General features: G+C 43.6%; 28 protein-coding genes. 26 read left to right on the top strand and 2 right to left on the bottom strand.

Annotated elements, in window-relative coordinates:
* Positions 1–31: 31 nt before the first annotated feature.
* The 6 genes from DLM75_RS17465 to DLM75_RS17490 all read left to right on the top strand — a co-directional run bounded on the left by DLM75_RS17465 (position 32) and on the right by DLM75_RS17490 (position 4965).
* Positions 32–670 (top strand): ribonuclease D, encoded by a 639-nt coding sequence (locus DLM75_RS17465; protein WP_069606629.1) that lies wholly within the window; start codon positions 32–34, stop codon positions 668–670.
* The gene (radA, locus tag DLM75_RS17470) at positions 667–2046 is read left to right on the top strand and encodes a DNA repair protein RadA (RefSeq protein ID WP_118969789.1); all 1380 of its coding nucleotides are present in this window, start codon (positions 667–669) and stop codon (positions 2044–2046) included. Before DLM75_RS17465 ends, radA begins: the two co-directional genes overlap by 4 nt.
* A gap of 192 nt (positions 2047–2238) precedes the next feature.
* Positions 2239–3216 carry a hypothetical protein gene (locus DLM75_RS17475; RefSeq protein WP_118969790.1) on the top strand — a complete coding sequence of 326 codons (978 nt, stop codon included), beginning with the start codon at positions 2239–2241 and terminating at the stop codon, positions 3214–3216.
* Positions 3217–3308: 92 nt separating this feature from the next.
* Entirely contained in the window at positions 3309–4040 is a 732-nt protein-coding gene (locus DLM75_RS17480) for a hypothetical protein (protein WP_118969920.1), read from the top strand.
* Between the two features lies 1 nt (position 4041).
* Positions 4042–4677, top strand: coding sequence for a hypothetical protein (locus DLM75_RS17485; RefSeq protein ID WP_118969791.1), 636 nt, complete (start codon positions 4042–4044; stop codon positions 4675–4677).
* 51 nt (positions 4678–4728) lie between these two features.
* Positions 4729–4965 (top strand): CPBP family glutamic-type intramembrane protease, encoded by a 237-nt coding sequence (locus DLM75_RS17490; protein ID WP_118969792.1) that lies wholly within the window; start codon positions 4729–4731, stop codon positions 4963–4965.
* A gap of 527 nt (positions 4966–5492) precedes the next feature.
* On the opposite strand, the gene DLM75_RS17495 is transcribed toward DLM75_RS17490, so the two are convergent.
* Positions 5493–7094, bottom strand: coding sequence for a lactonase family protein (locus DLM75_RS17495; RefSeq protein ID WP_118969793.1), 1602 nt, complete (start codon positions 7092–7094; stop codon positions 5493–5495).
* Positions 7095–7640: 546 nt separating this feature from the next.
* On the opposite strand from DLM75_RS17495, the gene DLM75_RS17500 reads away from it, so the two are divergent.
* From DLM75_RS17500 to greA, 5 genes are all read left to right on the top strand, one after another.
* A complete protein-coding gene (locus DLM75_RS17500) occupies positions 7641–8681 on the top strand; it encodes an LIC10775 family protein (protein ID WP_118969921.1) in 1041 nt (346 codons plus the stop codon).
* Between the two features lie 4 nt (positions 8682–8685).
* The gene (locus tag DLM75_RS17505; protein WP_118969794.1) at positions 8686–9516 is read left to right on the top strand and encodes a hypothetical protein; all 831 of its coding nucleotides are present in this window, start codon (positions 8686–8688) and stop codon (positions 9514–9516) included.
* A gap of 286 nt (positions 9517–9802) precedes the next feature.
* Positions 9803–10522, top strand: a complete 720-nt coding sequence (gene flaA2, locus DLM75_RS17510) for a flagellar filament outer layer protein FlaA2 (RefSeq protein ID WP_100785978.1) — start codon at positions 9803–9805, stop codon at positions 10520–10522.
* A 22-nt stretch (positions 10523–10544) separates the two neighbouring features.
* Positions 10545–11486, top strand: coding sequence for a flagellar filament outer layer protein FlaA1 (flaA1, locus tag DLM75_RS17515; protein WP_118969922.1), 942 nt, complete (start codon positions 10545–10547; stop codon positions 11484–11486).
* 212 nt (positions 11487–11698) lie between these two features.
* On the top strand, positions 11699–14476 hold the full coding sequence (gene greA / locus DLM75_RS17520; RefSeq protein WP_118969795.1) for a transcription elongation factor GreA: 2778 nt from the start codon (positions 11699–11701) through the stop codon (positions 14474–14476).
* A gap of 104 nt (positions 14477–14580) precedes the next feature.
* On the opposite strand, the gene DLM75_RS17525 is transcribed toward greA, so the two are convergent.
* A complete protein-coding gene (locus DLM75_RS17525; RefSeq protein WP_118969923.1) occupies positions 14581–14832 on the bottom strand; it encodes a hypothetical protein in 252 nt (83 codons plus the stop codon).
* Positions 14833–15026: 194 nt separating this feature from the next.
* Here DLM75_RS17525 and DLM75_RS17530 point away from each other — a divergent pair, with 194 nt between their 5' ends.
* From DLM75_RS17530 to DLM75_RS25045, 15 genes are all read left to right on the top strand, one after another.
* Positions 15027–15389 (top strand): MerR family transcriptional regulator, encoded by a 363-nt coding sequence (locus DLM75_RS17530; protein WP_118969796.1) that lies wholly within the window; start codon positions 15027–15029, stop codon positions 15387–15389.
* 463 nt (positions 15390–15852) lie between these two features.
* Complete coding sequence (locus DLM75_RS17540; protein ID WP_118969798.1) at positions 15853–16377, top strand: phage neck terminator protein; 525 nt, start codon at positions 15853–15855, stop codon at positions 16375–16377.
* Positions 16374–17753, top strand: coding sequence for a DUF3383 family protein (locus DLM75_RS17545; RefSeq protein WP_118969799.1), 1380 nt, complete (start codon positions 16374–16376; stop codon positions 17751–17753). The genes DLM75_RS17540 and DLM75_RS17545 overlap by 4 nt, the downstream gene beginning before the upstream one ends.
* 11 nt (positions 17754–17764) lie before the next feature.
* Positions 17765–18175, top strand: a complete 411-nt coding sequence (locus DLM75_RS17550; protein WP_100785985.1) for a phage structural protein — start codon at positions 17765–17767, stop codon at positions 18173–18175.
* A complete protein-coding gene (locus DLM75_RS17555) occupies positions 18172–18561 on the top strand; it encodes an LIC_12613 family protein (RefSeq protein WP_118969800.1) in 390 nt (129 codons plus the stop codon). Before DLM75_RS17550 ends, DLM75_RS17555 begins: the two co-directional genes overlap by 4 nt.
* Before the next feature lie 43 nt (positions 18562–18604).
* Entirely contained in the window at positions 18605–18823 is a 219-nt protein-coding gene (locus DLM75_RS17560) for a hypothetical protein (RefSeq protein WP_118969801.1), read from the top strand.
* Between the two features lie 42 nt (positions 18824–18865).
* A complete protein-coding gene (locus DLM75_RS17565) occupies positions 18866–20677 on the top strand; it encodes an LIC12611 family phage tail protein (RefSeq protein WP_118969802.1) in 1812 nt (603 codons plus the stop codon).
* Entirely contained in the window at positions 20677–21294 is a 618-nt protein-coding gene (locus DLM75_RS17570) for a phage baseplate protein (RefSeq protein WP_118969803.1), read from the top strand. Before DLM75_RS17565 ends, DLM75_RS17570 begins: the two co-directional genes overlap by 1 nt.
* A 12-nt stretch (positions 21295–21306) precedes the next feature.
* Positions 21307–21645 (top strand): phage baseplate plug family protein, encoded by a 339-nt coding sequence (locus tag DLM75_RS17575; protein ID WP_118969804.1) that lies wholly within the window; start codon positions 21307–21309, stop codon positions 21643–21645.
* Positions 21642–22460, top strand: coding sequence for a phage protein (locus DLM75_RS17580; protein ID WP_118969805.1), 819 nt, complete (start codon positions 21642–21644; stop codon positions 22458–22460). Before DLM75_RS17575 ends, DLM75_RS17580 begins: the two co-directional genes overlap by 4 nt.
* Positions 22457–23140, top strand: a complete 684-nt coding sequence (locus DLM75_RS17585) for a Gp138 family membrane-puncturing spike protein (RefSeq protein ID WP_118969806.1) — start codon at positions 22457–22459, stop codon at positions 23138–23140. Before DLM75_RS17580 ends, DLM75_RS17585 begins: the two co-directional genes overlap by 4 nt.
* Positions 23137–23478 carry a contractile injection system sheath initiator gene (locus tag DLM75_RS17590; protein ID WP_118969807.1) on the top strand — a complete coding sequence of 114 codons (342 nt, stop codon included), beginning with the start codon at positions 23137–23139 and terminating at the stop codon, positions 23476–23478. Before DLM75_RS17585 ends, DLM75_RS17590 begins: the two co-directional genes overlap by 4 nt.
* On the top strand, positions 23478–24692 hold the full coding sequence (locus tag DLM75_RS17595; RefSeq protein ID WP_118969808.1) for a baseplate J/gp47 family protein: 1215 nt from the start codon (positions 23478–23480) through the stop codon (positions 24690–24692). The genes DLM75_RS17590 and DLM75_RS17595 overlap by 1 nt, the downstream gene beginning before the upstream one ends.
* Positions 24689–25663, top strand: coding sequence for a phage tail protein (locus DLM75_RS17600; RefSeq protein WP_118969809.1), 975 nt, complete (start codon positions 24689–24691; stop codon positions 25661–25663). Before DLM75_RS17595 ends, DLM75_RS17600 begins: the two co-directional genes overlap by 4 nt.
* Positions 25660–25941: an LA_1064 family peroxide-responsive upregulated protein gene (locus DLM75_RS25045; protein WP_118969810.1), complete on the top strand. Its 282-nt coding sequence runs from the start codon at positions 25660–25662 to the stop codon at positions 25939–25941. The genes DLM75_RS17600 and DLM75_RS25045 overlap by 4 nt, the downstream gene beginning before the upstream one ends.
* The last annotated feature ends 2 nt before the right edge of the window (positions 25942–25943 follow it).

Here is a 25943-nt window from a genome sequence, read left to right on the forward strand (position 1 = left end):
GAAACCACGCAGTACGGATTATTATGAAATTATGCCTCCAAAACGTTCAACTATAAAACCGGAGCTTTTTCCCGGGGATCTGACACAAAAAAGATTCGAAGAATATCTGGCCGACGACCGTTTGGCCGTAGACTGCGAGATGATGGGACTCAACCCGAGAAGGGACAGACTCTGCGTCGTTCAGATCTGCGATTCTTCCAATAACGTGAGTTTGGTTCAGATTCTTCCGGATCAAAAAGAAGCTCCTCATCTCAAGTCTTTATTCGAAAATCCCGAGATCGTAAAAATTTTTCACTTCGCAAGAATGGATACTCTCTTCCTACGTTATCGTTTAGGAATCGCGATGCAAAATGTTTTTTGCACAAAAATCGCGAGTAAACTTGCAAGGACGTATACGGACAAACACGGACTCAAGGATTTGATTCGGGAATTCTACGACGAGACCTTGGATAAGAAGAATCAATCCTCGGACTGGGGAAAAAAAATTCTTACCAAAGACCAAGTCGACTACGCAAGCGGGGACGTGAAGTATTTGATTTCTCTCGAACAGAAACTCACAGAAATTCTTGTGAGGGAAGGAAGAGAATCTTTGGCAAGAGACGCGTTTCGTTGTCTTCCCGTATTCAACCAAATCGATTGGCTTGAGATGCCCGCGCTCTTCGAACATTGAAAAAGAAACTCACTCGAAACTTTGTTTGTCAGTCTTGTGGTCAGGACTACGCTCGCTGGGCCGGAAAGTGCGAGTCCTGCGGAAACTGGAATACGATCGTGGAAGAGGTCGGCGGGGAAAGGTTCGCCGCCTCGAACGGAAATTCTCAGAAGAATAAATCGTATAAGGAACCCATTCCTCTCGATAAGGTGGAAGAAGAATCTCTCAAAAGAATGGGAACGGGTTTGAAAGAACTTGATCTCGTTTTGGGAGGAGGACTCGTTCCCGGTTCCTTAACCTTGATCGGAGGAGAACCCGGAGTCGGGAAGTCCACGTTGGTTCTGGAAGTCTCTCGCAAACTGACAAGCGCAAACAAAAAAGTTCTTTATATTTCGGGAGAAGAATCTCCATCTCAGATTCGGATGCGCGCCGAAAGAATGGGGATTCGTTCTTCTCACTTGTTTCTTACTTCGGAAACCTACGCGGAAAATATTTCTGCGATGATCGAAGGAGAAAGACCCGCCGTTGTTTTTGTGGATTCGATTCAGACGATTGCAAGAGAAGCCCTTCCGAACCAAGCAGGAACCGTAACACAACTCAGAGAATGTACACAAGTGTTGCTTGAAACCGCGAAAAGATCGGGGATTCCGATTTTGATGACGGGTCATATCACAAAGGAAGGTGCGATTGCAGGTCCGAAAGTTTTAGAACATCTCGTGGACACGGTTCTTTATTTCGAAGGAGATCGTCTCAATTACTATCGTCTGTTGCGTGCCGTGAAAAATCGTTTCGGCGCGGTCGGAGATCTCGCGATCTTTGAAATGTTTTCCGGTGGTCTCCGGGAAGTCGGAGATCGAAATCAGGTTTTTATCAGCACGGGAGCCGAAGAAAGAAGCGGTTCCGTTATCAGCGCGGTCCTAGAAGGAAGTCGAGCTCTGACCGTGGAAGTGCAGGCTCTTGTGAGCAAGTCCGGTTTTTCGCAAGCGAGAAGAATGGCGGAAGGTCCGGATACGCGCCGTTTGATTTTGCTCGCGGCAGTGATCGAGAAATACATCAAACTCAAATTAGGAGAATGTGATATATTCAGCAATCTCGCGGGAGGCCTCGACGCAGACGAACCCGCGCTCGATCTCGCGATCTGCACTTCCATCATCTCGAGTTATCTGGATCAACCTCTTCCGAAAGGAACCTGTGTTTTGGGAGAAGTGGGTCTTTCCGGTGAAGTCCGGAGCATCGGTCAAGCCAGCTTAAGAATCAAGGAACTCGCCGGAGTCGGTATGAAGAAGGTGATCGTTCCCGAAGGAAACGTAAGCGAGATCGATAAGAGTTTGGACATTCAAATCCAAGGGATTCGTTCCTTGAACGATTTGCGTTCTCTATTCCCCGGTGCGAATTGACTTCCCTGTGAGAGAAGCTTTGTAATGAAGGCGGATTTTGCCGAGCATCTTTGATGCGGACTTGAAGTCCGATTTCAAGTAAAAAAAAATCAAGGCCCGTTTGTCGTAATTACTACAAACGAAGGATTTGGATTCTTTTTATTTTTGGAATGAGGTTGTTTCGAAAAAACGATGTAGGAACTCTCACGAAAGTTGCTTCGAAAAAGTAACGTAGGAACTCTCACGAAGATTGTCTCGACAAAACAACGTTGGAACTCTTACGAAGATTGTCTCGACAAAACGATGTTGGAACTCTCACGAAGATTGTCTCGACAAAACAACGTTGGAACTCTCACGAAGATTGTCTCGAAAAACAACGTTGGAACTCTTACGAAGATTGTCTCGACAAAACAACGTTGGAACTCTTACGAAGATTGTCTCGACAAAACAACGTTGGAACTCTCACGAAGATTGTCTCGACAAAACGATGTGGGAACTCTCACGAAGATTGTCTCGAAAAAACAGTGTGGGAACTTTCACGAAGATTGTCTCGAAAAAACAACGTTGGAACTCTTACGAAGATTGTCTCGAAAAAACAACGTTGGAACTCTTACGAAGATTGTCTCGAAAAAACAGTGTGGGAACTTTCACGAAGATTGTCTCGAAAAAACAGTGTGGGAACTCTTGCAAAGATTGTCTCGACAAAACAACGTTGGAACTCTTACGAAGATTGTCTCGACAAAACAACGTTGGAACTCTTACGAAGATTGTCTCGACAAAACAACGTTGGAACTCTCACGAAGATTGTCTCGACAAAACGATGTGGGAACTCTCACGAAGATTGTCTCGAAAAAACAGTGTGGGAACTTTCACGAAGATTGTCTCGAAAAAACAACGTTGGAACTCTTACGAAGATTGTCTCGAAAAAACAACGTTGGAACTCTTACGAAGATTGTCTCGAAAAAACAGTGTGGGAACTTTCACGAAGATTGTCTCGAAAAAACAGTGTGGGAACTCTTGCAAAGATTGTCTCGACAAAACAACGTTGGAACTCTTACGAAGATTGTCTCGACAAAACGATGTTGGAACTCTCACGAAGATTGTCTCGACAAAACGATGTTGGAACTCTCACGAAGATTGTCTCGACAAAACGATGTTGGAACTCTCACGAAGATTGTCTCGACAAAATAAAGCGGGACCTTTTGCAAAAAGAATTCTTTTAGAATGTCTTACAAAGAAGATAGCAAGGATACAAAATGTTGAGCCAAGGAGCCGAAGGACTTATGAAAAAAAATATCTGGATTCTTTTATTGTCATTACAGATTGGTTGTGCGAGCACAGGATACGATCGAGGTTCTCTGCCGCCTGTGGATCCGAATAAAATCGTGATCGATTCCGAAGAAATCAAACACTATCTTTCCCTCAAACCTCAGCTTCGTCTTCCGTTTCGAGTCGGTGTTTACTTTTTGGAAACGGACGGATCGTATTATCGAATTGATGCGAAGAATAAATCCACGATCCTCACGATCGAAGAAACATTAAAAGCGGAGAAAATCGTATCTCAAATGTTTCTCATTTCCGCTTCCGTCTATGCCTTGGATTCGGAAAGAGAAGGAAGCGGATTTAAGAATTATTATCCGAATAGAACCAAATCATTGGACGGAATCAAAAAAATAAGAATTCTTGCATCCCGATACGGAGCGGATGCGGTTTTGGTTATCAAATCGACTTCTCACTACAAACAAAACCCGAATCTTCTCAGTTTGCTCTATGCGACAATCGTCGGAATTTGGATCGTCCCAGGCACTCGTGGAGAATCTACGTTCACGTTGGAAGGGACGCTCTGGGACGTAAAAAACGAATATCTCTATCTCACCACAGAATCCGAAGCGTCCTCGTCCTCCACGAGCCCTTACGGATGGATCAACGAAACATCGATCGTATCGGAAAGCAAGGAAAAAGCGCTTCAAGAATTTTCATCGGAACTTTTGAAACGATTCAAGAGTATGAAATAGATTGAAAAAGCTCTTCGGCTTTATTTTCGAATACTTTCAAGATGACGTTCGATACGGTCACCTTTTCTTTTCGATCGTCTTTGTCTTCCTTTGTCTTCTTCTGAATTATACGTTTCAGATTCGTCCTACGTTCACAAAAATGTGGAAAGGGACCTTTGCGATCTATACGTTTCATTTTTTCTTTTACGGACTTTCTTTGATCGCGGGTTTCGGATCTTATATCATCGCTTACAAGCGGGGAGACCTCTTACGAAAAAAAGAATTTCTTTGGCTCGTCTTTTCCGTTTGGACTACTTTGGTTTTTATCAGCTCGGTCCGTTTCGAAGACCTGGGATTGTTCGCTTTCTTACCCGAAGAAATCCGGTATCTTTCTCTTCTTTGTTTCAACTACGGAATCAATACCGCAATCTATTTGATTCTTCCCTTCGTTTACTATCTTCTCAAAAAACCGGAGGTGTCTCAGGGTTGGAATGCGAAAACGGAGTTGACGCCTTATTGGATTCTTTTGCTTTTGATGAGGCCCGTCGTTTTTTTGCTTCGAGTTCCCCGCTTTTTTAAAAGTATATCCTCGGTATTCCGATACGACCGCGTCTGTATTTCTAGGAATTTCCGCATATTGGACAATCGGTCTTTTTGAAATATTCTACCTAACGAATTTCGTAGCGCTTGAGCTGTTCTTCCGAGATTTATGATTGATCCTTTCGTGAAATATTTGGGAAAGGGTTCGATTCTTCCAATGGCGATCAAATTTTGTTTTTTGCATTTCAATAAGCCATTCGGAGAAGCGCTTGGTTCTTTTTTTGGAGGATGGATTCTAGAAATTTTCTCTTATCGAAGCGGTTCTATTTTGGGCGGAATCATCGTTCATCTGGGAGTGGCGGCTACAATGGAAGTTTTGGCCCATCTCGCAAGAGGGGCTTTCTGATTCGAAAAAAACTTTTTCCAAAGGAAAACTTTTTGCTCAAAATAGCATTTGAATTTTAGAATATTCTAAAATATCGGGAGTTTCCTTTGAATCGAAAATGTGGGAACTCACACTTTTTTGGTGGCAAGAATCGGTTTGCATTCTTACTGAATTCTCTATGAGACTTAATTGATAGGAGCTCACACGAGAATTCGAATTTTAGAATGGTTCTCCATGGATTCCTGAAGCAGTGATTTTCTAAAATGTGGGAACTCACACTTTTTTGGTGGCAAGAATCGGTTTACATTCTTACTGAATTCTCTCTGAGACTTAATTGATAGGAACTCACACGAGAATTCGAATTTTAGAATGGTTCTCCATAGATTCCTGAAGCAGTGATTTTCTAAAATGTGGGAACTCACACTTTTTTGGTGGCAAGAATCGGTTTGCATTCTTACTGAATTCTCTCTGAGACTAAATTTGTAGGAACTCACACTGAGAATGCGAATTTTAGAATATTCCATTATTCTTTAATATTCCAAAAAGAATCAGTAGATTTCGATCGCGTAACCGCCCGTAGCTCCGACCCCGGTGAATGCGGGAGTGTTGAAGCTTATATTTCCGCTGGCGTCGATGATCCTATACATATATACGATGTTTCCTGAAGATTCGGTCGAGTATGCGTATTTACCGCTTGGGTCCACGACGAAGTTTCTGGTGCTGAGACTTGGTGTGAGAGGACCTCCGACCGGGGTGAGAAGACCCGTTATCGGATCCCGCAAGCCGATGCTTACGTTAGTCGATGCGGACGCGTTGTTTGCGACGTAAGCGATTCTTCCCTTCGGATCAAAATGAATGCTCCACGGAGTTGTTCCCGTCGAAAACCCCCCCGCCAAACTCAGTAAACCGGTCGAATCCATACTAAAAATACTCACCGAATTACCGTTGGAATTGACCCAATAGAGAAATTTACCGGACGGATCCATATTGATTCCGACCGGATTGGAGCCTCCCGGTGTGATGGCGATCGGATTTAAAAGTCCGACGGAATCGATCGAATAACCATTGATATTCCCGCTTGCGAACAAAGGAACAAAAGCGTATTTACCCGTCGGGTCGATCGTAATGTCTCTCGGATCACCGATCGTAGAAATTTGTGCAATCGTGTTCGGAGTCAACGTGCCCGTGTTTGGATCGATCCTGTATTGGTAAATTTCGTTCGTAGGAGAGGCCGCAACCGCGAACGCAAAATTTCCGGAAGGATGAATTTTGAAACTTGTGGCGTTTGCCGCACCGATTCCATTGACGCTGGTTAAGTTACCGGTGGCAGGATCGATCGAATAATAATAAATCGAACCTGAGGATTCATTGGCGCAGTAGAGAAATTTTCCCGAAGGATGGATCGCGAGCGAGATCGCACCCGGCGCCGAAGGAATTGTTGCGGGACTGTTGTTGATCAGAACCCCCGTGGCCGGATCGATCGTAAACATCCAGATATCACCCGTCGTCGCATTCGTAACATAGGCCCAGAAGCCATTCGTATAAAAACCGTTCGTCGAAGAGTAGACGTTAGCCATACTTTCACCGGAAGAGTTCAGGATATCCGTAGTCATTCGTATCTTGTAATTGGATCCTCCTTTGAGAATCTTCTTCGGTATGATTTGGAAGGAAGGATTTGTCGATACATCGATGCTCCCTCCTTCACAGGAAACAAAATCATCCGAACTCATCTGAACGGAACCGGAACAAATGCCTCCGTCTGATTGCATCGTAAGACTACTTGTGTCGATCGATTCACTGAAAGAAAACAGAATGTTCGCTCCTCGTAAGACGGAGGAAGAGCCTTCAGGAGGATTTATATTCGTAACCCGCAGGTTCGCACTTACTTTTCTACCGAGCCCGCAGGTCGCTGTCTTGTCGTTCGTTGCGGCTTTGAGAAGAAAGACAAGATGAAAATCTTTATTAAAAGGATCGCATGTGTTTTGAAACGCAAGCGGATTACAATGGATTAGAAAGATAAAAAGAAAAGAACCGAATAGGAAGGAGAGAGCCGATTTTTTTTTCCTACCTTCCGAGTTTGTGCTTGCGATTTTCAATTTCTGAACGACTTCGGGCCTAACCTGATGACCCAAACAAACAAATCTTTTCATAGCTCAGACTTGAAGTTGAAAAGGACGCTGTCAAGAGCATCGAGAGTTTAAGAATGATTTAAAAAATTATAACTTATAAAAAGAGTCCTGAAAGAAAATTAGGAAATCCTAATTTGATTTTGATCGACTGTGCCTTTTGAGATTATTTTGGATTTTCAAAAGAGAAACGGTTTTTTACGGATCCGAAAAATAGAATGGAGAATTTTAGAAGATCGCACCTTTTTTTAAAAGGAAGCGCGAATCCCTGAAGTCCGATCGTATCAAAAAACGAAAGGAAGTTTGCAAAAAACAAGGATTAAGAATCTATTTTTGGAATTCAAAGAAGGCGCGTTTGTGAAACTTTTTGCGCATCCGAATTCTTTTTGATATCGAATTCCGAATAGGAAGAGCCGATCTTCATTCCTTGATAGGATACGCCGGAGAAACGAAATCCGATCTTATACGAAAGAAAAGAGGGATGAATTCGTTCGTTCCCTATAAGAAAGATGAGTGACTAAAAAGGAAAACAATGAATTGTAATCACTCGTGACGACGTTTTCTAAACCGATTCTATTGATTCTCTTTCTTTTGGGGAATCTCTCTTTGATTTCTCAAACAGATCCCTTGCTTCGCGGATCTTGGTTTGAAGATCAGGAAAAAAAGGAGGAAGTCCTTCACAATCGAGTGATGAAACTCTTTCGTCCGAATGCACATTTTGTCTGGAAGACGGACCTTCACGGAAGGAATTATCGATTTTATAAGGACGGCAAGGTGGAGTTTCTCCTCGATCGGGAGTACAAAGAAGTTTTTCCGGACGTTTCGGAACTCGACGTTCATAGAAGCGAAGCCGCTACGTTAGCCGAACACGGAGAACCGTATTCTGCAATTCGTTTATTAAAAGGGATCGGACTTTGTTATCGAATTCAATTCGGCAAACTCGTTCCGGAAGGATCTCAAACCGCGACGGAAGAATTGAGTCGATTGCTGAAACACATGGCTCACAAAAACAAAGAAGTCTCCGATCTCACGGATCCTTACGGCTGTTCCCGAAAGAATATTCTAAAAATGGAAAGTGCTCCGTATCGTTTTTCTTTGGAAACGACCGCGGAATGGAAACACTATTTTCCGGAACCGGAATCGACGGAGAGCGGAGAAGAGGAAGACCATATTTGGAAAGTGCGTCGTTTTTACAAAACCTTACCGAACGATCATAATCTTGGAGAATGGGATCGCGCCTATCAGTCTCAGTCGCAAAAATTTCTCGATTTCAAACCGGATCGGATTTTATTTACGATCGGATTGTCTTATCATCCAGTCGGTGCGGTATATACTTCCAAGAATTATTTCCAACTCTGGGATCTCAAACGAGGAATCAATCCTAGAACGATCAAAGAATCGAACTTTCGAAGAAAGAAAGAGGACGACGGTTACGTGACAAGATTCAACTGGTTTCATCAAGACGGAAGACAAGTTCCTATGGTGGTTTTGGAAAAATATTATCTCCGAGAGAATCGAGGGCTTTTGTTCTCGATATCCGGTCCGGAAAAACAGATGGATCAAGTTCGACAACTCTGGTCGCAATTGAATCAAAAGTTAACTGTAGAATAAGGTTATGATTTTCGCTTTGGTAAAATCCGGAGACCGACCACTTCCGGAACCTCCTTCTCAAAATTCTCCTTGGAAACTTCTTTTTGTGGGTCTTTGTCTCGTCGACGGAATGGCTCTTCTTTTTATTCCTCTTGGAATCTACGGATCCGTTTTAGTCACCGCCGCTCTTCTTCTTTTTCTCTTTCTCCCGCTCCTCTTTCTTGTAATCCGTCTGAGTTCCCGCTTTGGAAATTTATTGTATGTCGCATTATTTTTGAGTCTTCTTTCCGCGGGGGTGTCCTCGCTCTATATCAGCCAAAGTATTGGATTCTTCTTGGGAATTCCGATCGGAAAAAATACGAATTTGATCGCAAAAAACGAATTGGGGAACGATAGAATCCTCGTCTTCAAAGGAGTCAAAATTCTTACAGACTATGTCTCGTCGAGATCGGCGAAGGTAGGGAAGGGATCGACATCGTCTAATCCGGCGAAGACGATCTATTTCCATGTCGCGCCTCTCGTCGCAATGAACTGGAAAGAGGGGGATCCGATCTTTGTCTGGGTGGCGTGCGAAAGACTCGAACTTCCGACTTGTCAGTGGGGAAATTCCGTCTTTTTTTGGGGGGAAAATCTCAAAAATCATTCCTTTTACGGCTACTACAAACTCGCCGTTCAAGAGGCTGGAAAGATCTATAAGTTTCCGATCGAAGGCGAACCCACTATCTTTCGCCCGATTGCGAACCCGGAAAAAAAGCTGGTTCGAGCGGGACTTTACGGACTTTCCGGGCTTTTCTTCTTAAATTATTCTTGGTTTGTCTGTATTTTTCTGGGAAAATTCTTCCGAAAGGATAAATAGCTCGGAAAGAAAAAAATCTTCAATTCTCTAAAAAACTTTTTCGTTTGCTAATTTTGATCCTTTATCTTCCGATATTTATACAGAGACGGGTAGTAGAATCAGATTTTCCCTTTCTTCCGTGATTACCTTTGAAAGAATTCAAAGAATGGAATATAAAGGCGATTCGGATCCTCGTGATGCCTCGGTGCTTCATTTTCCTTTATGGATCGTGAAGCAGTTAAAAGAATCGGACCTAAGTCTCTAAACGATTTTTTATTTTTGTATTTTGTAACCAGGAGAAATTCTCATGAGGAAGAAGATCATCTTACTTGCCGGACTGCTCTGCATTCTTGCTGTACCAGGTGTCTATAGCCAGCAGACCGGAAACAATCAGGCTGGTGGAAACCAGCAAACAGGCGCGGCCCCGGACCCTCTTGAGAAACTCATTCTCGAGAATTTCGAAGAGGCTGAAGACTGGAGAGCGAAATCCACAACTCCTCTAGGAGAAACCAAGGTTCTCAAAATGGTTCAACGCGGTTTGATGAGAGACGTATTCGACGAGAATACGGTCCCTGATAACGGCGGAGATCAGATCGAAAAGAACCACATCCTCGGAATTAAAACCCATTATACCAATAGAGGTTTTGATAGAGTGGAAGTGTATCCTCCACACGAGTATGTCGTGAAAGGAAAAGCTCGTCAGCTTTCGATTTGGGCTCTCGGAAGAAAATTCCGTCACACTCTTTTCGCTAAACTGAGAGACTATAGAGGAAATACTCATAACGTTCGTCTGGGAAGATTGGATTATTTCGGTTGGAGAAAACTAACCGCCACGATTCCGGGTTACGTTCCTCAGAGCACGAGATTCGCTCTTCTTGATAAGAATCTTCACTTCGTTTCTTTGTTCGCGGTAAGCGACGTTCACGAAGTGGGCGGACAATTCTACTTTTATGTGGATGATTTGGAAATTCGCGCCGATAAATCTGATGCGAAGTATCCCGGATCTGAAATTAAAGATAACTGGTAATCTTCGAAGAAAGGAAGCAGGCATGGGAAGGTTCATGAACTCGTTCAAAATTACAACAGCTCTGGTAGCGATTCTGGGAGGAGTAATTCTCCTTGGACTCGTAAACGGACAACATATCGTTAAAAGCAAACGTGGTATTGATACCGCGACCGGGATCGACGTGAGTGGAATGGAACTTCGTTCCATCACCGTGGAGTCTTGGGATAATCCGGCTCCTTCTGCGGCATACGGTTGGGAAGTTTCCACGGATAAGGATACACAACAACCGCAAAACGGACAACAACAGTATCAACCTGCGGCTCAAAACGCGCAGTCTCTGAGAGAAGTGAAATTGCTTTCCGGAAAACCGGGAGACATCAAGAACGTAGATACGGGCACGGCAAAGGTTCTTGGGGTGAAATTCCAATTTACTTTTCCAGGAGAGAACGCGGTTACCGTTCGTCCTCCAAGAGTTCCGGAATACGAAGTGCTTCGTACGAAATCGTATCTGGATGCGAACAACCAGAGAAAAATTTCAAAAATCTACGGTGTGGAATTTCCCGGGGTCAGTAAAGCGATCTCTGTTTGGGTTTGTGGAAGAGGAAACGAATACAACCTCGAAGGTTGGATCGAAGACTGGAAAGGAGACACACATATCCTTCAGTTCGGCTCCCTTGACTTTATCGGATGGAGACCGCTTACGGTTTCTATTCCCCAAGGAGTTCCGCAAGATGTGAATTCTTATCCTCAGGTGAAGACGATCGTTTTCAAACAGTTTAAGATTCGTTCTCGTCCGGACACAAGCGGTGAAACCGTTTATCTTTTCTTTGACGAACTTCGTGTTCTTTCCGACGTCTTTGAAGTTCACTTCGACGGAGCTTCCATCGATTTCGACGACGAAGACTGCAAGAGCAAACACAAACTTGACAAGATGCTCAAGACAAAAGTCGACAAGGAATGCGGCGGCGCTAACGCGGCTAAGTAAGAATTTCATCGACGGGATGTTCTAAAATCCCGTTTTCCTCTCTCGGTAAGGCCTAAAACGAAGGCTTTACCGGGAAATCCCCCTCTCTTTAAATTCTGGTTTACGGATAAGCCAACTCAGCTATAATTGATAAATACAGGGCTGTCAGAGAGGAATTTTACCCCAAACGTCCCAATTTTCATCAAGCCGAGACTCAATCGGTGGAGTATCCTATGTCTAACGAAATATCAGCAACTACGGAATCCAGACCGGCCAGCGATCTGGATAAGCTGACATCTCTTTTCAACGAAGAAATCTATGTTCGCACGGATGCGAATTCAATTCCAGCTTCCAAGTTCAAGATTTTCGACGATCTCATCGAATTTTATAAGTCCGCCGGAAAAATAGACGAAGCAAAACAAAAAATAGAAGAGTATCTTGCCGAACACGAGGACAGTATTTCTGCGCGTTATCTGCTTGGAATTCTTTCCTTAGAAAGGGGAGAGATCAGCGATTCCGGTTTATTAAAAAATCTATTAGAATCCTTTAAAGTTGCGGGTAAATGGGCGATCATCGAGCACATTACCGATCAAATTCTAAAATACGGGGACCAAAGACTCGCTTTGAAATACAAAGCGGAAGCCCTGGAAAAATTAAAGAAGAATAAAGAACTCAAAGTCGTTCTTGAAAAACTTGCGAAACACGATCGTAAGAATCCTGAAATTCTTAAAAAATACGCGCTCTCGATCTTAGACGAAAACAAAGAAAGAGCGATCACTTATCTCAAACAAGCGATCGAAACTTTTGCAAAAACAAAAGATTATCCTCAATTGGAAGAGATCTGGCCGATCATCGTTACCAACAATCATGAAGACATTCAATTCTTTGAAAGAATCGAAAGAATCATGCTCGGTCACAGAGAAAGAACGAGACTTGTTGGATATCTTTATCCGATCGTAGAGCCGTACAAACAACTCGAAGACTGGGACAAGGTCATCTATCTTTTAAAGAAGATTTTAGAACACGAAGCGTCCTCCAATAAAGCGAGAAACGAACTCATCCGAGCCTACAAAGCGAAGTATGCGAATCATTCCCTCTTAGAAGACTTCCTCAAAATGTCCGAGATCGGAAACAACCGCAAGCCGATCAAGGTTTGTATCGCGAATTTCGAAAGAAACATCGTATTCGATACGAACAACTATGTTCTTCATAGAAACTGGGGAGTTGGAAAGATCACTTCGATTTCGCCTAACGGAGATTCCATCTTCGTAGATTTCAAGGATAAGAAGGATCACAAACTTTCCATTCAGATGGCGATCACGAGTTTAAAACCTCTGAAAAAGGATCACATCTGGGTGAAGTTCTACGAAAACAAAGAGGACATTGTCGATCTTTTTAAGAACAATATTCCCGACTTTTTCAAAGAACTCTTAACTTCTTTTGACAACCGCATGTTGACTGCGGACATCAAGTCGGAAGTTTCCGGAAAATTCTTACCTTTAGCGGAATGGTCTAAGTGGTGGAATAAAGCAAAGAACGTAATCAAAAAAGAACCGAACATCGGTTTTGATCCTAAGAAAAAAGACGAACTCGTCTACAGAGAGAAAGCGATTTCTCTTTCCGAAGAACTTTCCGAAAAATTCACTCACCAAGCCGACGTGAATAAGAAACTCGATATTGCTATGGAGGCCTTGGACAACCGCGAGGACGCAGAAGGCGCGATCGAGGCGTTCAATCACTTCTACTTCGAAGAAGAAGAGGCGGCGGATCCGGTTCGTAAGTTGGTAGCTTATTTGTATCTGCAAGCGGCTTCCGAAGAACTCGGGGACGAAGAGATTCCACGTCATTTGACCGAAGCAAAAATCGCGGAACTCATCAAATCGCTTCCGAACGCAACACTCGTTGAAATTTCTACGAAGATCGGAAACGTGGAGATCAAAAAAGGTTACGTAAACCTTCTTCGCAAACACGCGAAAAATTCGGACGAAATTCTTACCGGAATTCTTTTCGAAGTTCCGATCAAAGTGAACAAATACGTTTTCTCCATCTTGGAGGAAGAAGGGAAGTTCGATCTTCTCAATGCGTTTATCAAATCCGCGGCTACAAGAGCGAAAGAAGTTCCGGAAGTTTTTATCTGGATTGCAAAATCCATTCTTACCAAAGTGTGGGAAGGAGAATGGCTCGCGGCTTCGAAACAAGAAGAACGTCTGGATCTGATTCTTAGAGTGTTCCGTATGTTTAAACCGCTCGCGAAGATCGAAGACAAGGGAACCAAACTTAAGAATGCGTGTAAGGAAATCCTACACGGAAACGACGACGAAGTTCTCAAAGAAGCGATTCATGCGGGGGATTCTGAATATATCCGCAAACTTTTCGCTCTTTACAAGGAAGTTCCCTACTTTACCGATCTGGAAAAAGATCGCCTCTACGCGCTGATCATCGAGTTGAAACCCGACGTCGCTTGGGAAGAAGACGAGGATGAAGACGAAGAAGAAGACGATATTCTCAACAGAATTCCGGAAGGTGCGATTCTTGTTACAAGACGAGCGCTCAACCGTAAGAAAGACGAATTCGAACATTTACTCAACGTGGAAATGCCTGAAAACTCCAAAGATATCGGAGAAGCACAGGAACGAGGCGACTTGCGAGAGAACGCGGAATACAAGGCCGCCATGGAAAAACAAGTTCAATTGCAAGCCGCTATCAAAAGACTGGAAGCTGAGATCAAGAGCGCGATCATCTTGGATCTTACCAATGTTAAAACCGATAAGATCAATATCGGCGCTACCGTGAAGTTGAAAAACGAATCCACGGGAGAAATCGTTACTTACTCGATTCTCGGAGCTTGGGATGCGGATACTGAAAAACATATCATCAGTTACCAGTCTCCTTTGGCGAAATCGCTTCTGAATAAGAAGGTCGGTGATTCTGCAGTTCTGAACCTCACCGGAGCGGAAACCAAATTTACCGTTCTTGAGATCGGAAGATCGAACCTCAATCAAGAAGATTGATCGAAGATTCAATTTTTTGAATGTGAAAATCCCGGGTTGCCGTCGCAATTCGGGATTTTTTTTGTCCCCATTCACAAAACAAAATCCGATCGTGTTCGGAACACTTACGCGGATTTGAAATCGTATTGGTTCTTTTCTTTTTCCAACGTTGCATTCAGGATTTCGTTCGGAAGAAGATGTCTTTGGACATAAAGCGATAATTCTTCCGCGTTCAGTTTTTGAATCAACGCATCCGGAATTTTTTCCCAACAACGATCGAATGCGTGAATCGGATTTACTCCTTTTTCTTTGAGATGCCCTACTTGATCGCAGAGAAATCGAATTCTGATTCGATCCCGTTTTGTTGTGTTTGCCATTCTCTTTTTGCTCCTGAAGGAAGATCCGTTTTCTAATTCCAATCTTATAGGATACCCCGGACAAAATAAAACCGAATCGGTTTTTTTTGGTCCCTATTTTGAATCGATGATCGGTTCCTTTCGCATCAATAGGTTCAATTCTTTGAATATACGTTCTCGCTTGACAAAAACGAATTCATTCTTTCGTTAGGCACATGCCTCAGAAAAGAAACGATCAAGATCGAAATTTCGTTCCGGAAAGCGGAACTCGGATTGTGAGTGGATACGCTCAGGATGGGTCCCTTTATAAAACTTCGCTGAATCAAAATAGAAAATCGGAAAGAATTTATAAAGGACTTCCTTCCGATCCGGCGATACCTAAGGATCCAAACGACACGATGACTCCGAAAGAAGTTGCCGCTCTTTTAAAAAGGACCATCCGAAGAGTTGGAGATTATAGAAGGGAAGGTTTACTCGGTAAGTTTTGGAGACTACGAGACGGGAGGGTTTTGTATTCCCGAATCGGCGTAGAAGAATTTTTTCGGAATCATTTCGTGGAATCCGAAGAGGAGCTTTGAGTCTTCCTTTCGATCCGAATTTTGCAAATGCGACGAAGTTCTTTGAATGAAAAGTTTTTTTAGAAACGTTCCCGAGGTTATAAAATAAAAATCTCCTTCGTTTCCCTCTTTCCGTTTTTTTAATAGATACTACCTCGTTTCCCATGACGGAAGTTTCTTTATTTCAAGGATTGGGCACCATCTTTTACAAAGGATCTGATCCGATTGAAACTTTCCGGCCTTTGATTCTTCTCTTCCACCTCCAGTTCCTTTTTTTGTTTTGGACTCCTTTCTATCATCTCCATTCTTCTTATCCGAATTCGACCGCTATTTCGCATGCCGTATCTGGGACCGATAGGAAATTCGGTCGTTTTGTATTCCTTTCAGACGTAGATATTCGGATCCATTCGTTGTAGACTCATCGCTGTGATCGAAGTTCTTTTCTTTCGAAAGGGCTTTGTTTTCAAGGAAATATTCGTATATTATGAAGTTTGAAGATATAGAATCTGTAATCAACAAGATGATCTTGGAGGTTTTGAAACCGGAGCCTCCGATTCCAATGATTCTAGCCGATCAGATCGTTTCTTCTCCCGTGTATCCGTACGGTACCTACAAGGTTCTAGAGTTGACTCAGGATTCTTCCAAAAACGCTTCCAAATGGATTCAAAGAATCGATTCGGAAAGTTTTAAAGAGATCAGTCGTCGCAATCAAAAAACGATTATCAGCATTTCTTTTTTACATGATAGTTCCATCGCTACCTGCTGGGACTTCTGTGAGAGGGCGATGGATTGGTTCGATTCTTTGGAAGGATTGATCGAATGCGAAAAGTTCGGAGTCACTCCGGATGTGGTCTCCGTAAGCGTTCAAGACAAAACCGTTTTGACGGATGCTGGCGTTTACGATTACAAAGCCGGATTTGATCTCTTATTCAAATCGAGGAAATACAGTGAAAAACAAGGCGAATCAACTGCGAGCGCACCAACGGTTGAATTTCAGGAGGAAGCATGAGCGCACAAACAATCTCTAAAATAGAACCGATCAGTATCAATCTATTTCTTAGGAATACACCGGTTTCTCAAATGGGGTTTGGATTACCTTTGATTCTAGGAATCAAGGCTCCTACCTATTCTCTTCAGATCTCGAACAATTCGTCCGGGCTGATTTGGAAATCGACAACTCCGGGAGTCGTGTTTATTCAAGTGAAATACGTCGTTTCCGGTAACAATACCGCGCTCAGCGTAGTTCGAGGCGGCACCGGAACATCGAACGATCCTTATGTGATTGCGGTTAACGTTGCTACGGATGCTTCCGGCAATGCGACTTCCACCGCACATCAGATTAAACTTGCGGCCGAGGCAGTCGCAAATATCGGCGGCGCGAGTAAAATCGTGGAAATTTCGGAAGTTTCAGACTCCGGTTCGGGGATCGTTTCTTCCTTCGTTCAAACGCCGTTAGCCTATGAACGTTATATGGAGATCACTTCAGCCGATGATCTTTTGGACTTGGGTTTTACTTCCGTCGATAAGGAATATCTTCAAGCAGGGAACGCTTTTAGACAAACCCCAAGACCGAAAACGATTGCAGTTTTTCTTTTGACTTCTTGGTCGAATGCGGCTACCGAAATCTCAAATCTACGAGGATCCGGAAAGGATGCGTGGTTTAAGACGATCGCCACGACTCATGATAAGTCCGAAATACACGCATTAGGCGACTATCTCGCATCGATCGAGAAGATGTTTTTTGCATGCACGGACGATATTACCGCGATGACAGGAAGAAATTCCATCTGGGAATTCTATATGCTTCATAAGAATCCGAATTCTTTTCCTGAAGCGGCTTGGGTTGGAAATTCAGCACCTCGAAGAGTCGGTTCCTATAACTACGCCTATCTTCCGTTAGACGGAGTTGAAAATTCCGGTTATACGAATTCTCAAGTAAGCACCGTCTTTGCGGACAACGGTAACCTGATCGTAGATTTCGGCGGAAGACAAGTTCCTTATCCGGGAATTTCGACCGCTCAAGTTTACGCGGACGTAGTAGAGAACCGCGCCTGGTTGAAGGCTCGTTTGAAAGAGAACATCGCGAGTCTTTTTCTCAATTCGGACGTCGTTCCTTATACGATCCAAGGAATTCAGATGATCGAATCCAGAATGCGCGAAGTCTTCGTTCAAGCGGGAGTTCAAGGGATCATCGCGCCTGTCGAAACGGATGCGGATAAGTTAAGATCCGATCTCGGAGATTATCAGTATAAAATCCATTTACCAGAAACGATCGATGAAATTCCGACGAACGATCGAAACAATCGGATCCTACCGAACATCACCTTCTCATGCCGTTTGAGAGGAGCGATCAACGAAGTGGATATCGACGGCGAATTAACCTAAGGAGAAATGGAATGAATGGCATTTGGGATCCAAAGAAATTAAACGTGAACTGCAACGGACGCGACGTCTCCGGTATGAGTCAAGCGGACGGATTTTTCAAAATCGAACCCGTTACGAAAGAATACATCCTTTCTCAAGTGGGTATCAAAGGAGATTGGAATATCTCCGAGGTGTATGACGGAAGAGTAAAACTTACGATTACCCTCTTAGGAGATTCTCCGGAGAACGAATTCTTCTACGCGTTAGGTGAAGGAAGACTTCCTTGTGTGTTCACAGTAAAAGATAAGAGCGACGGAGGGATGCTGGGATTCTCCGCACAAGGGAGAGTTTGGGAAAGGCCGAATATTGAAAGAGGTAAAGAATATAAGGATCGTGCTTGGGTCTTTCTTCTTCCCGATTACAAAGGAGTGTTAACTGCATGATTAGCGAAAGTAATCAGGCCGATCCGAACAAACAGGAAGCCTTACACGGCAAGGTCCTCGTTGTCGAATCCGATTCTTCCTTGAATCCGAGTGAACCGATTTTGGAGAGCGTCGATGACGACGCAAAGGTGGCACAGATTCATTTCATCGACGGAAGAAGATATAAACTTCAACATCCGGGAAATAGAAAGGCTCTTCGATGGAGACAGGAGTCGATCTCATTAACCGAAGGACTCAATCAGGACAAACTTCTGGATAAATTCTTTAAGTTTTGCGTGAAAGGAGTTGGTCATAGCTTCGAGCCTACGTTAGACGCTATTGAGCCAAACCACGTGGAGGTGTGGCTGCATTTAGCGAATCGATTTCTTAAGTGGGAGCTGGAATAAAAGATTCCCCGAGTTCGGCGAGGCGCCGGTTGCGGAAGAATGGATGAAGTGGATCGACGAAGAAGTGGACCGTGAGCTCTTCTTCTGGAAACCCTTCATCCTCGGTGCGGCGCACTTCACGAGTATAGAACTCGAAAGTGCGTCCACCGTACTCTACATGAAGATGATGGAAGTCGTAGATCGAAGGAAGAAAAGAGAAGCCGAAGAAAAAGCGGAAGAGTTAAAATTCTTAGCAAGGCTGATTCAAGGTTCGAGTTTTTGAGAGTTAGAAAGAATAGAGAAGGTTGAGGAAAAGATTAAGCGCATGGCTACAAGAGAACTGAATATCACGATCAAGATCGGCGTAGATCCGGACGATCCATTTTCTGGCATCCGAAAAGAATTGGAAGATTTACGTTCTAAACTGAAAGAATTTTCCGATTCAACCAATCTTATTTCGAAATCTGGAATTCAAGCCTGGGAATCTTTAGGAAATTCCATGGCGGATTCGATCCGAGGAGTTTCCGGTCTTGCGCTTCTTTCCGAAAAACTTGGAAAGACGGAAGATTCCCTTCGGAAGTTGTATGCGAGCACGAAAGGAAATCCCCAACTTGAAAAAGAGTTTTTCAACGTCGCAAAAGCGGCCGGCTTTACGGAAAGAGACGTCGCAAAGTTAAATTTTCAATTGAACGCGACTTCCAAAGTCGCAACCATCGCTTCTGCTTCCCTAAAAGCGCTTTCTTCGATCGCGTCTTTCGCCTTTAAGACTGTGATCGGGCCTTCTTTCGAAGTCGGAATCGCATTAGAAAAGCAGAATGCAATTTTAAAAACGCTTTCGGGAAGCGAATATCCCAAACTTCAATCCTCGATCGAAAATACGGTCCGAAGTTCCAAAGGATTGACCACTCAAAGGGAACTTACGGAAGCCGCAAATCAAGCGGTCAAAGCCGGTCTTTCGGTCGATTTTATCTCCAAGAATCTTTCCGGATTGCAAAAATCTTCCCGAATCGCAGGGAACGATCTCTCTTCCTCCATGCAGGACGCTTACAATGCGATCAACGACGGCAATGGAGACTTTTTACAAAAGAATGGCGCCTTATTTTCTGATTATTCTAAGGAATTCAATCGGATCAATCAATCGGGTATTTCCGACGCAGAGAAACGGATCGCGAGAGAAAGACTTCTTTCTTCCGCATTGAGCGACAACAGTAAATTACAAAATTCTTATGGAGAGCACGCACGAACCTCTTCCGCGATCTTAGAAAGATTTAGCGGAATCATAGAAGGTCTGAAGGAAAAGATCGGTTCTCTGATCTTGGAGGCATTGAAACCTGTCCTGACGTTGTTCATAGATTTGTTCGAATACTTTACGGAAGGGGAAGAGGCGGCGGAAAGACTGGAAGTCGCAGGGATCATTTTAGGAAGTATTCTCACAGGAATCGTCGCAGGTTTGATAGCAGTAGGAGTGCAATCTCTGATCACTTCCGGAATCACTTTCTCTTCCTTAATTCCTGCTTTGGGCGGAATGGCCGTGGCAGGTTGGGCCGCGATTGCTCCATTCCTTCCGTTTATTGCGATCGGTCTCGCCGTCGCTATCGTTGTGGCCGGCCTCGCCTTGATTATTAGAGATCTCTTCAAATGGATGAAAGGTGGTAAATCCGTTATTGGAGATTTTCTAGGACCTTTCGATCTTGTTAAGAGCAAGTTTGATTCGTTAATTGAAACGGTGATATCCTTTAAAGATAGAATTATCCAATTCTTTACTGATCTCGGACCAAAGATTCGAAAAATCATTTCCGATCTGGTCCCGGCCGGTGTTCTCAAATTTTTAGGAATCGCACCGGACGTTAAGGAACCGCCGACAGAAGTTCAAGACGCGATTATCACCAAACATGGAAAGGTGATTCATTTTCACCCTGATGATAATTTGGTCGCAGTGAAAGATCTCGGTATCTTGGGCGGATCTAAGGCAGGTAACGGGAAGGGAATCTCCGTCAATATCGCTAACGTAACGTTAGGCTCCGGATCTACTCAAAAAGACGCTCAGATGTTCGGCGCGTATTTGGAAAAAGAACTCGAAAAGATCGCATTGAAGATCGGTCTTCAATCCGGACTTTCACCGGAAGGAGTTGCGTAATGGGAACGATAACAAGAAGAGATACAATCGCTCTCACAGATGGAGAAACCGAAGTCGAGATGAACGTTTCCTTTGACATTCAATATTCTTATCCAGCCGAAGTCACCGGGCATCCGATCGAGAGGGAAAAAGGGAAAACATCGATTACGGATTTCGTCATTCCCGGACAAAGAGCCGTTACGTTAAGCGCTCTTTTATCCTCTTCTACATCCGCCCTAACTCTTTCAAAAATGTCTGTCGATGAAAAGTTGGAAACTTTGATTCGTTGGCAGACCAGCGGAACCTTTTTGACTCTGTTGGGTTATAGAACCGGTGGAATTATCAATCGGATTCTATCCTTGCTTCCTTCCTTCTTTCGTTTTGTGGAACCGGACGATCCGGATCAAAGATATCTAGGAAGATCCACGGATGAGATTCCGAACCTACTGCTCGGTGACGTTACTTTTTCGGAATCGAAAGAGAATGGAGACGATGTCCCGGTGAGTCTTTCAATCGTTCCTATTTTTGTTGCGGAGGCGAAAACGAGAGAAGTAAAGGCAGTTCGGTCGGGTGGAAAAAAATCCAATCAGGAAGTAAACAGATCGGGTAGTCCGAATCCTGCGAAACTAAAGAGCTAAGGACATTAGAATATGCCAATATTTAAATATATTCCCGTGGATCCGGAATCGATTCCGATTCGAAATACATATCAAATCGGTTCGAAGGATTATGAATTCGAATTTGCATACAATCAGATCGGAGATTTAATCACGGTTATAATCAGAAATCAAGACGACCTCGTTCTGTTTTCTTCCTGTTTGATCTATGGAATTCCTCTGAATCATGTCGTAGTCGATGATTTCCCGGTTTCGATTTCACTCAAACCCTTTGACATTGATGATCTATACCGCGAAGAATTCATTCAGATTCCGGTCAATCGCCAGACTTTCGGATCGACGGTTCAGATTTATTTAGAAGGTGAAGAATGACTCCGAATCCAAAACTTTTCGGCAGAGTTGTATCTCTGGAAATTCTACCAAAAAGTGGAAACGCCAAGAAATTCACATATCCTCCTTTTGATATGGAATTTGAATCCGAGTTGAATTCGTTAAATTCAACGACGGTAACGATCTATAACGTAAACGAAGAAACGATGGCTTTGATCGGTGCAAAGACGCAAGGTTCAAGCTTTCAATATCCGAGTGTTTTTTTAAATGCAGGCTATAAAGATGAGAACGGCTTGGTCGCGTCTGGAAACGTCATTCTTCCTAAGTTTAAGCAAGATGGCACAAACAAAATCTTGGAATTTCAGATCAATGCGAACGCAGGAACATGGTCCCGCACATATATAATGAAAACGTATAGTAAACTTCCTGCAACGAGCGTAATTCTTGATATTTTGGAGAGAGGAAATATGAAACCAGGAAAGATCGCCCTCGGGGAAGATAGGGTTATCAACTTTAGCGCAAATGATTCGTTAGGTGAATGTATCAATCAGTTCTGTTCTTTAACGAAATCACAATATTGGATTCAAGACGGTTTGTTGCATATAGATTCCAAGCAACCGAAACAAAAACAAAGTTTAATTTTTTTGGACAGCACTTCCGGACTTATCGGAATCCCCGAGCAAGAGGAAAGGAAATGGAAGGTAACGAGTTTATTTCGACATAAATTCAAAAAGAACATGATAATCTCGATTCACGGAGGAAAGTTAAAGGGAGAATGCAGAATTATCGGCGGAAAGCACAAATTCTCCACCTTCCAATCCGAAAACTATTCTGAGTTGGAGGTAACACCTTTATGAATTTGGACGAAGTGATTCTTGCGTCGATGAAAAAGTCGCTATCCAAAATACAAGTGGGTTTGCCAGGGATTGTAGATTCTTTCAATTCAAATGAAATGACGGCTAACGTTAAGATTCCGTTCAAACAAAAAGACGGCTCGGGTGAGGAAAAAAATTTCCCGATGTTATCGAATATTCGAGTCGGTGCTCTTTGGTCGGGCGATTTTTACATGAAACCGGATTATAAACGAGGAGACACCGTTTGGATCTCATTCTCCACGCACGATATATCCGATGCGGTGAGGGGAGTCAGCTCCTTGGTCTCGGATTCCTTATTCGATCTTCAAAGTGCTTGTGTAGTATGCGGTTATAAAAGCGATTCGGATTTGCCCGCTGTTACGGCCAATCTACCTGGCCTCGTGATAGGGAACAAGGAAGGGAAGTCTTTCATTCAATTCGATGATGATACGATTAAGATTCAAGGAGGTTTGATCGATCTTTCGGAAGCGGCCGTTTTGGGGGACACACTTGCGCAGTTGATAAAAATGATCCTGGATGTTTTTATAAACAATGCCGCTTCCTTTACTACCAATTCCGTTCCGAGTTCTCCTTCCGGATTGGCGCCCACGGTGTTGGCTCAGTTGAATTTAAGAAAAGCTGAAGTGGATCAAATTCTTTCAAATAAGGTAAAAATAGGATGAAAGGTTTTAAAATCGAAAACGGAGATATTGCAAGAAAGGACGGACGCACGGTCGTATTGGAAGATCTGGAATACTATGCTCAAAGAATCAAACACGCGATTCGATTATCGCTCGGAGAGTGCGTTTATGAACCGCTTACTGGAATGGATTGGTTTACGATCTTTTCCACAAAGATATCTAGAGAAAGGGTTACCTTCGAAATCAAAAAAGTAATTTTAAAGGATCCAGAGACGATCTCGCTCGACCGAATAGAGGTGAAAGCCGACGATTTGAATCGGAGGATCTATATTCAATATTCTGCAAATACAAAGTTTGGTATTGTTTTGGGGGAAATATAATGTTAGGCGTTACGGAGCAAGGTTTTATTCGAAAAACAAGAGACCAGATTCTCTCAGAACTGGAAGAAAAATATAAAACGAATCTCGGTCAGGAAATAGACTTATCGATTTTAAGCGAGGACGGGATTCGGATGAGAATTCTCGCGGACGAACTCGATCTGATTCATCAATTGGCCGAGTCCGTTTTCTATTCCAACTTCGCACATACGGCAAGGGGAGTTTCCTTGGATCGAGTGTTAAACCCATTGGGCGCGGAACGCCAGCCGGCAAAAAGATCGATTGTCGCTTTAAAATTTTCAGGCGTAAATGGATCCGTCGTCGAAGTCGGAACGATTTGTCAAACCGGAAGCGGATATCAGTTTATTACCATAGAATCCGGAACGATCAGCGGTGGTTTCGTAGTTTTAAATGCGCAAGCTCTTAGATTGGAATACGGTCTGAACGGAAATGTTCCGGCTAACACGATTACTACGATTAATACCGGGATCGCAGGAGTCGATTCGGTTACAAATCTTGAACCTGCAAGAGGTGGTCGATCCATCGAGACGGATGTTGAATATTTGAATCGTTTTATGGAGGAAGGGGTCAACGGAGGATCATCCGCTACGAACGTTCAGGGAGTTCTGAATCAGATCGAGGCGGTATTAAGCGCGGTCGTTTATGAGAATCGTACGGATTTTACGGATCTCGACGGAAGGCCCCCTCATTCAATGGAAGCAGTAATCGAAGGTGGTAGTTCCGAAGAGATTGGCGAGGTGTTTTTACGAAACTGGCCCGGCGGTATCGAGTCATTCGGTTCTACGAGTACTTCCGTGATCGATAGTAAAGGTGTCGCGAGAACCTACTTCTTCAATCGCCCGACCGAAGTAGATATTTTCGTCAAGATTGATGTTGTTCGCGATCTAAGCCTTTGGGTTTCCGGAAGCGAATCCATCGTGAAGACGAATTGTATCAAGGTGATCGGCGGTGTGGATACGATAAACACGGTTTCGACCACTTACAAAGGGGACGGAACCGGCGCGGACGTATTTGCATGGAAGCTGATCGCGGCGCAAAGCGGACTGAGCGAATATGCCTCCACGAAGGTTCTTGGGATCAAGTCGATGTCCGCGAAAGTCGGTTTCTCCACCCCTGGAACGTTAGATGAACTTTCATTGAATAGCCGTCAGAGAGCAAAATTAGTAACCTCTAATATCCAGGTGAATTTTATATGACAACCCTTGATGACGTTCTGCAACGATATCCGTCTTCCCTGTTTACTCGGGATCCGGAATCTCAGATCGGCAAACGATGGACAGCGGATCTGGAATTGTTAAACGAAGCTCGCGTTGTTTTGGAATCGTTACGCGGTCTTACCGACTTTCGAGTTCAACAAGGAGCCGTTCTTGATCTCATCGGAAAAAATTTAAAACAACCCCGAGACGGGATGGATGATTTCAGATATCGAGTTTTTCTTTCGATCGCAAGACAAAAAAGAAAATCGAAAGGCGATATTCACTCCATGAATGAAATCGGGTCCCAGATTTTATCTGGAACCGGAACCTTATATGAAATTCAAGAACTCTGTTACGGAGGTGTTCCCGAATTTCTCGACGGTGCTTTGACTTTAAATGGGGAATTCCCACTCTCCGGCAACACGAAAAGACCGGCAACGATCCGAGTGGTCTTTTCCGGGTCCGTTGATTCGGTTGTGGTGGCTCCGGAGTTTAATCAAGCGATTTCGCAAATTCGGGCCGGAGGAGTCAATGCGATCATCAGTTATCGTTTTGAAACTTCTACGCTCTCCGGTCTTCTTTACGGTGCTTCTCTTCGAAGTAACGTACTGGATGGGAGTTGGACTTTATCCAATTCTACTTTATTATCGGATTCTAATGTACGAATATTTCCGTATGAAATAGCGTTTGGGATCGGCGGTTTGAACGCCGGTATTCCGAGAGTTCCACAGCCGAGCGATACTGGATTGCAGAACGAGGTTTTAAGAAAGCTCGTGGAAATACGGACGAATCCGGATGGAACCAGAAATTTTCAAGTAACCATCAAACAAGTGGAAGCCATTGGAGCATCCATCAATGAGTTGGCTCTCTTTGATGAAAACGGGGATTTGCTTTTCCTAAAGACCTTTCCTTCCAAACCGAAGGATAACTTGATCGTGTATGACTTTGTGATCAAAGAGGAATTCCTATGATCTATAATTTGGTTCGAGAAACGGGACTGGAAATCGCGGATCGGGGAAAGACACGGATCGAAATGATGCAGACCGCTTCCTTTAAATTTTGGGAGAGGCCCTTTTCTTTCTGTGAAAAGAAAAAGTTCGTGCAGAGAGGATCGGGACTGATTGCGGAATCTACTCGAGCTAGCGATTTAACACCGCAGAAAGATCGGATGAAACGGTTTTTAGGAATCGAACAACCTTTAAGGCTACATGAAAAATATATTCTATTTGAGCAAGATGTAAAGGAGTAAAG

This window comes from Leptospira stimsonii (assembly GCF_003545885.1).
Taxonomy (GTDB): Bacteria; Spirochaetota; Leptospiria; order Leptospirales; family Leptospiraceae; genus Leptospira; species Leptospira stimsonii.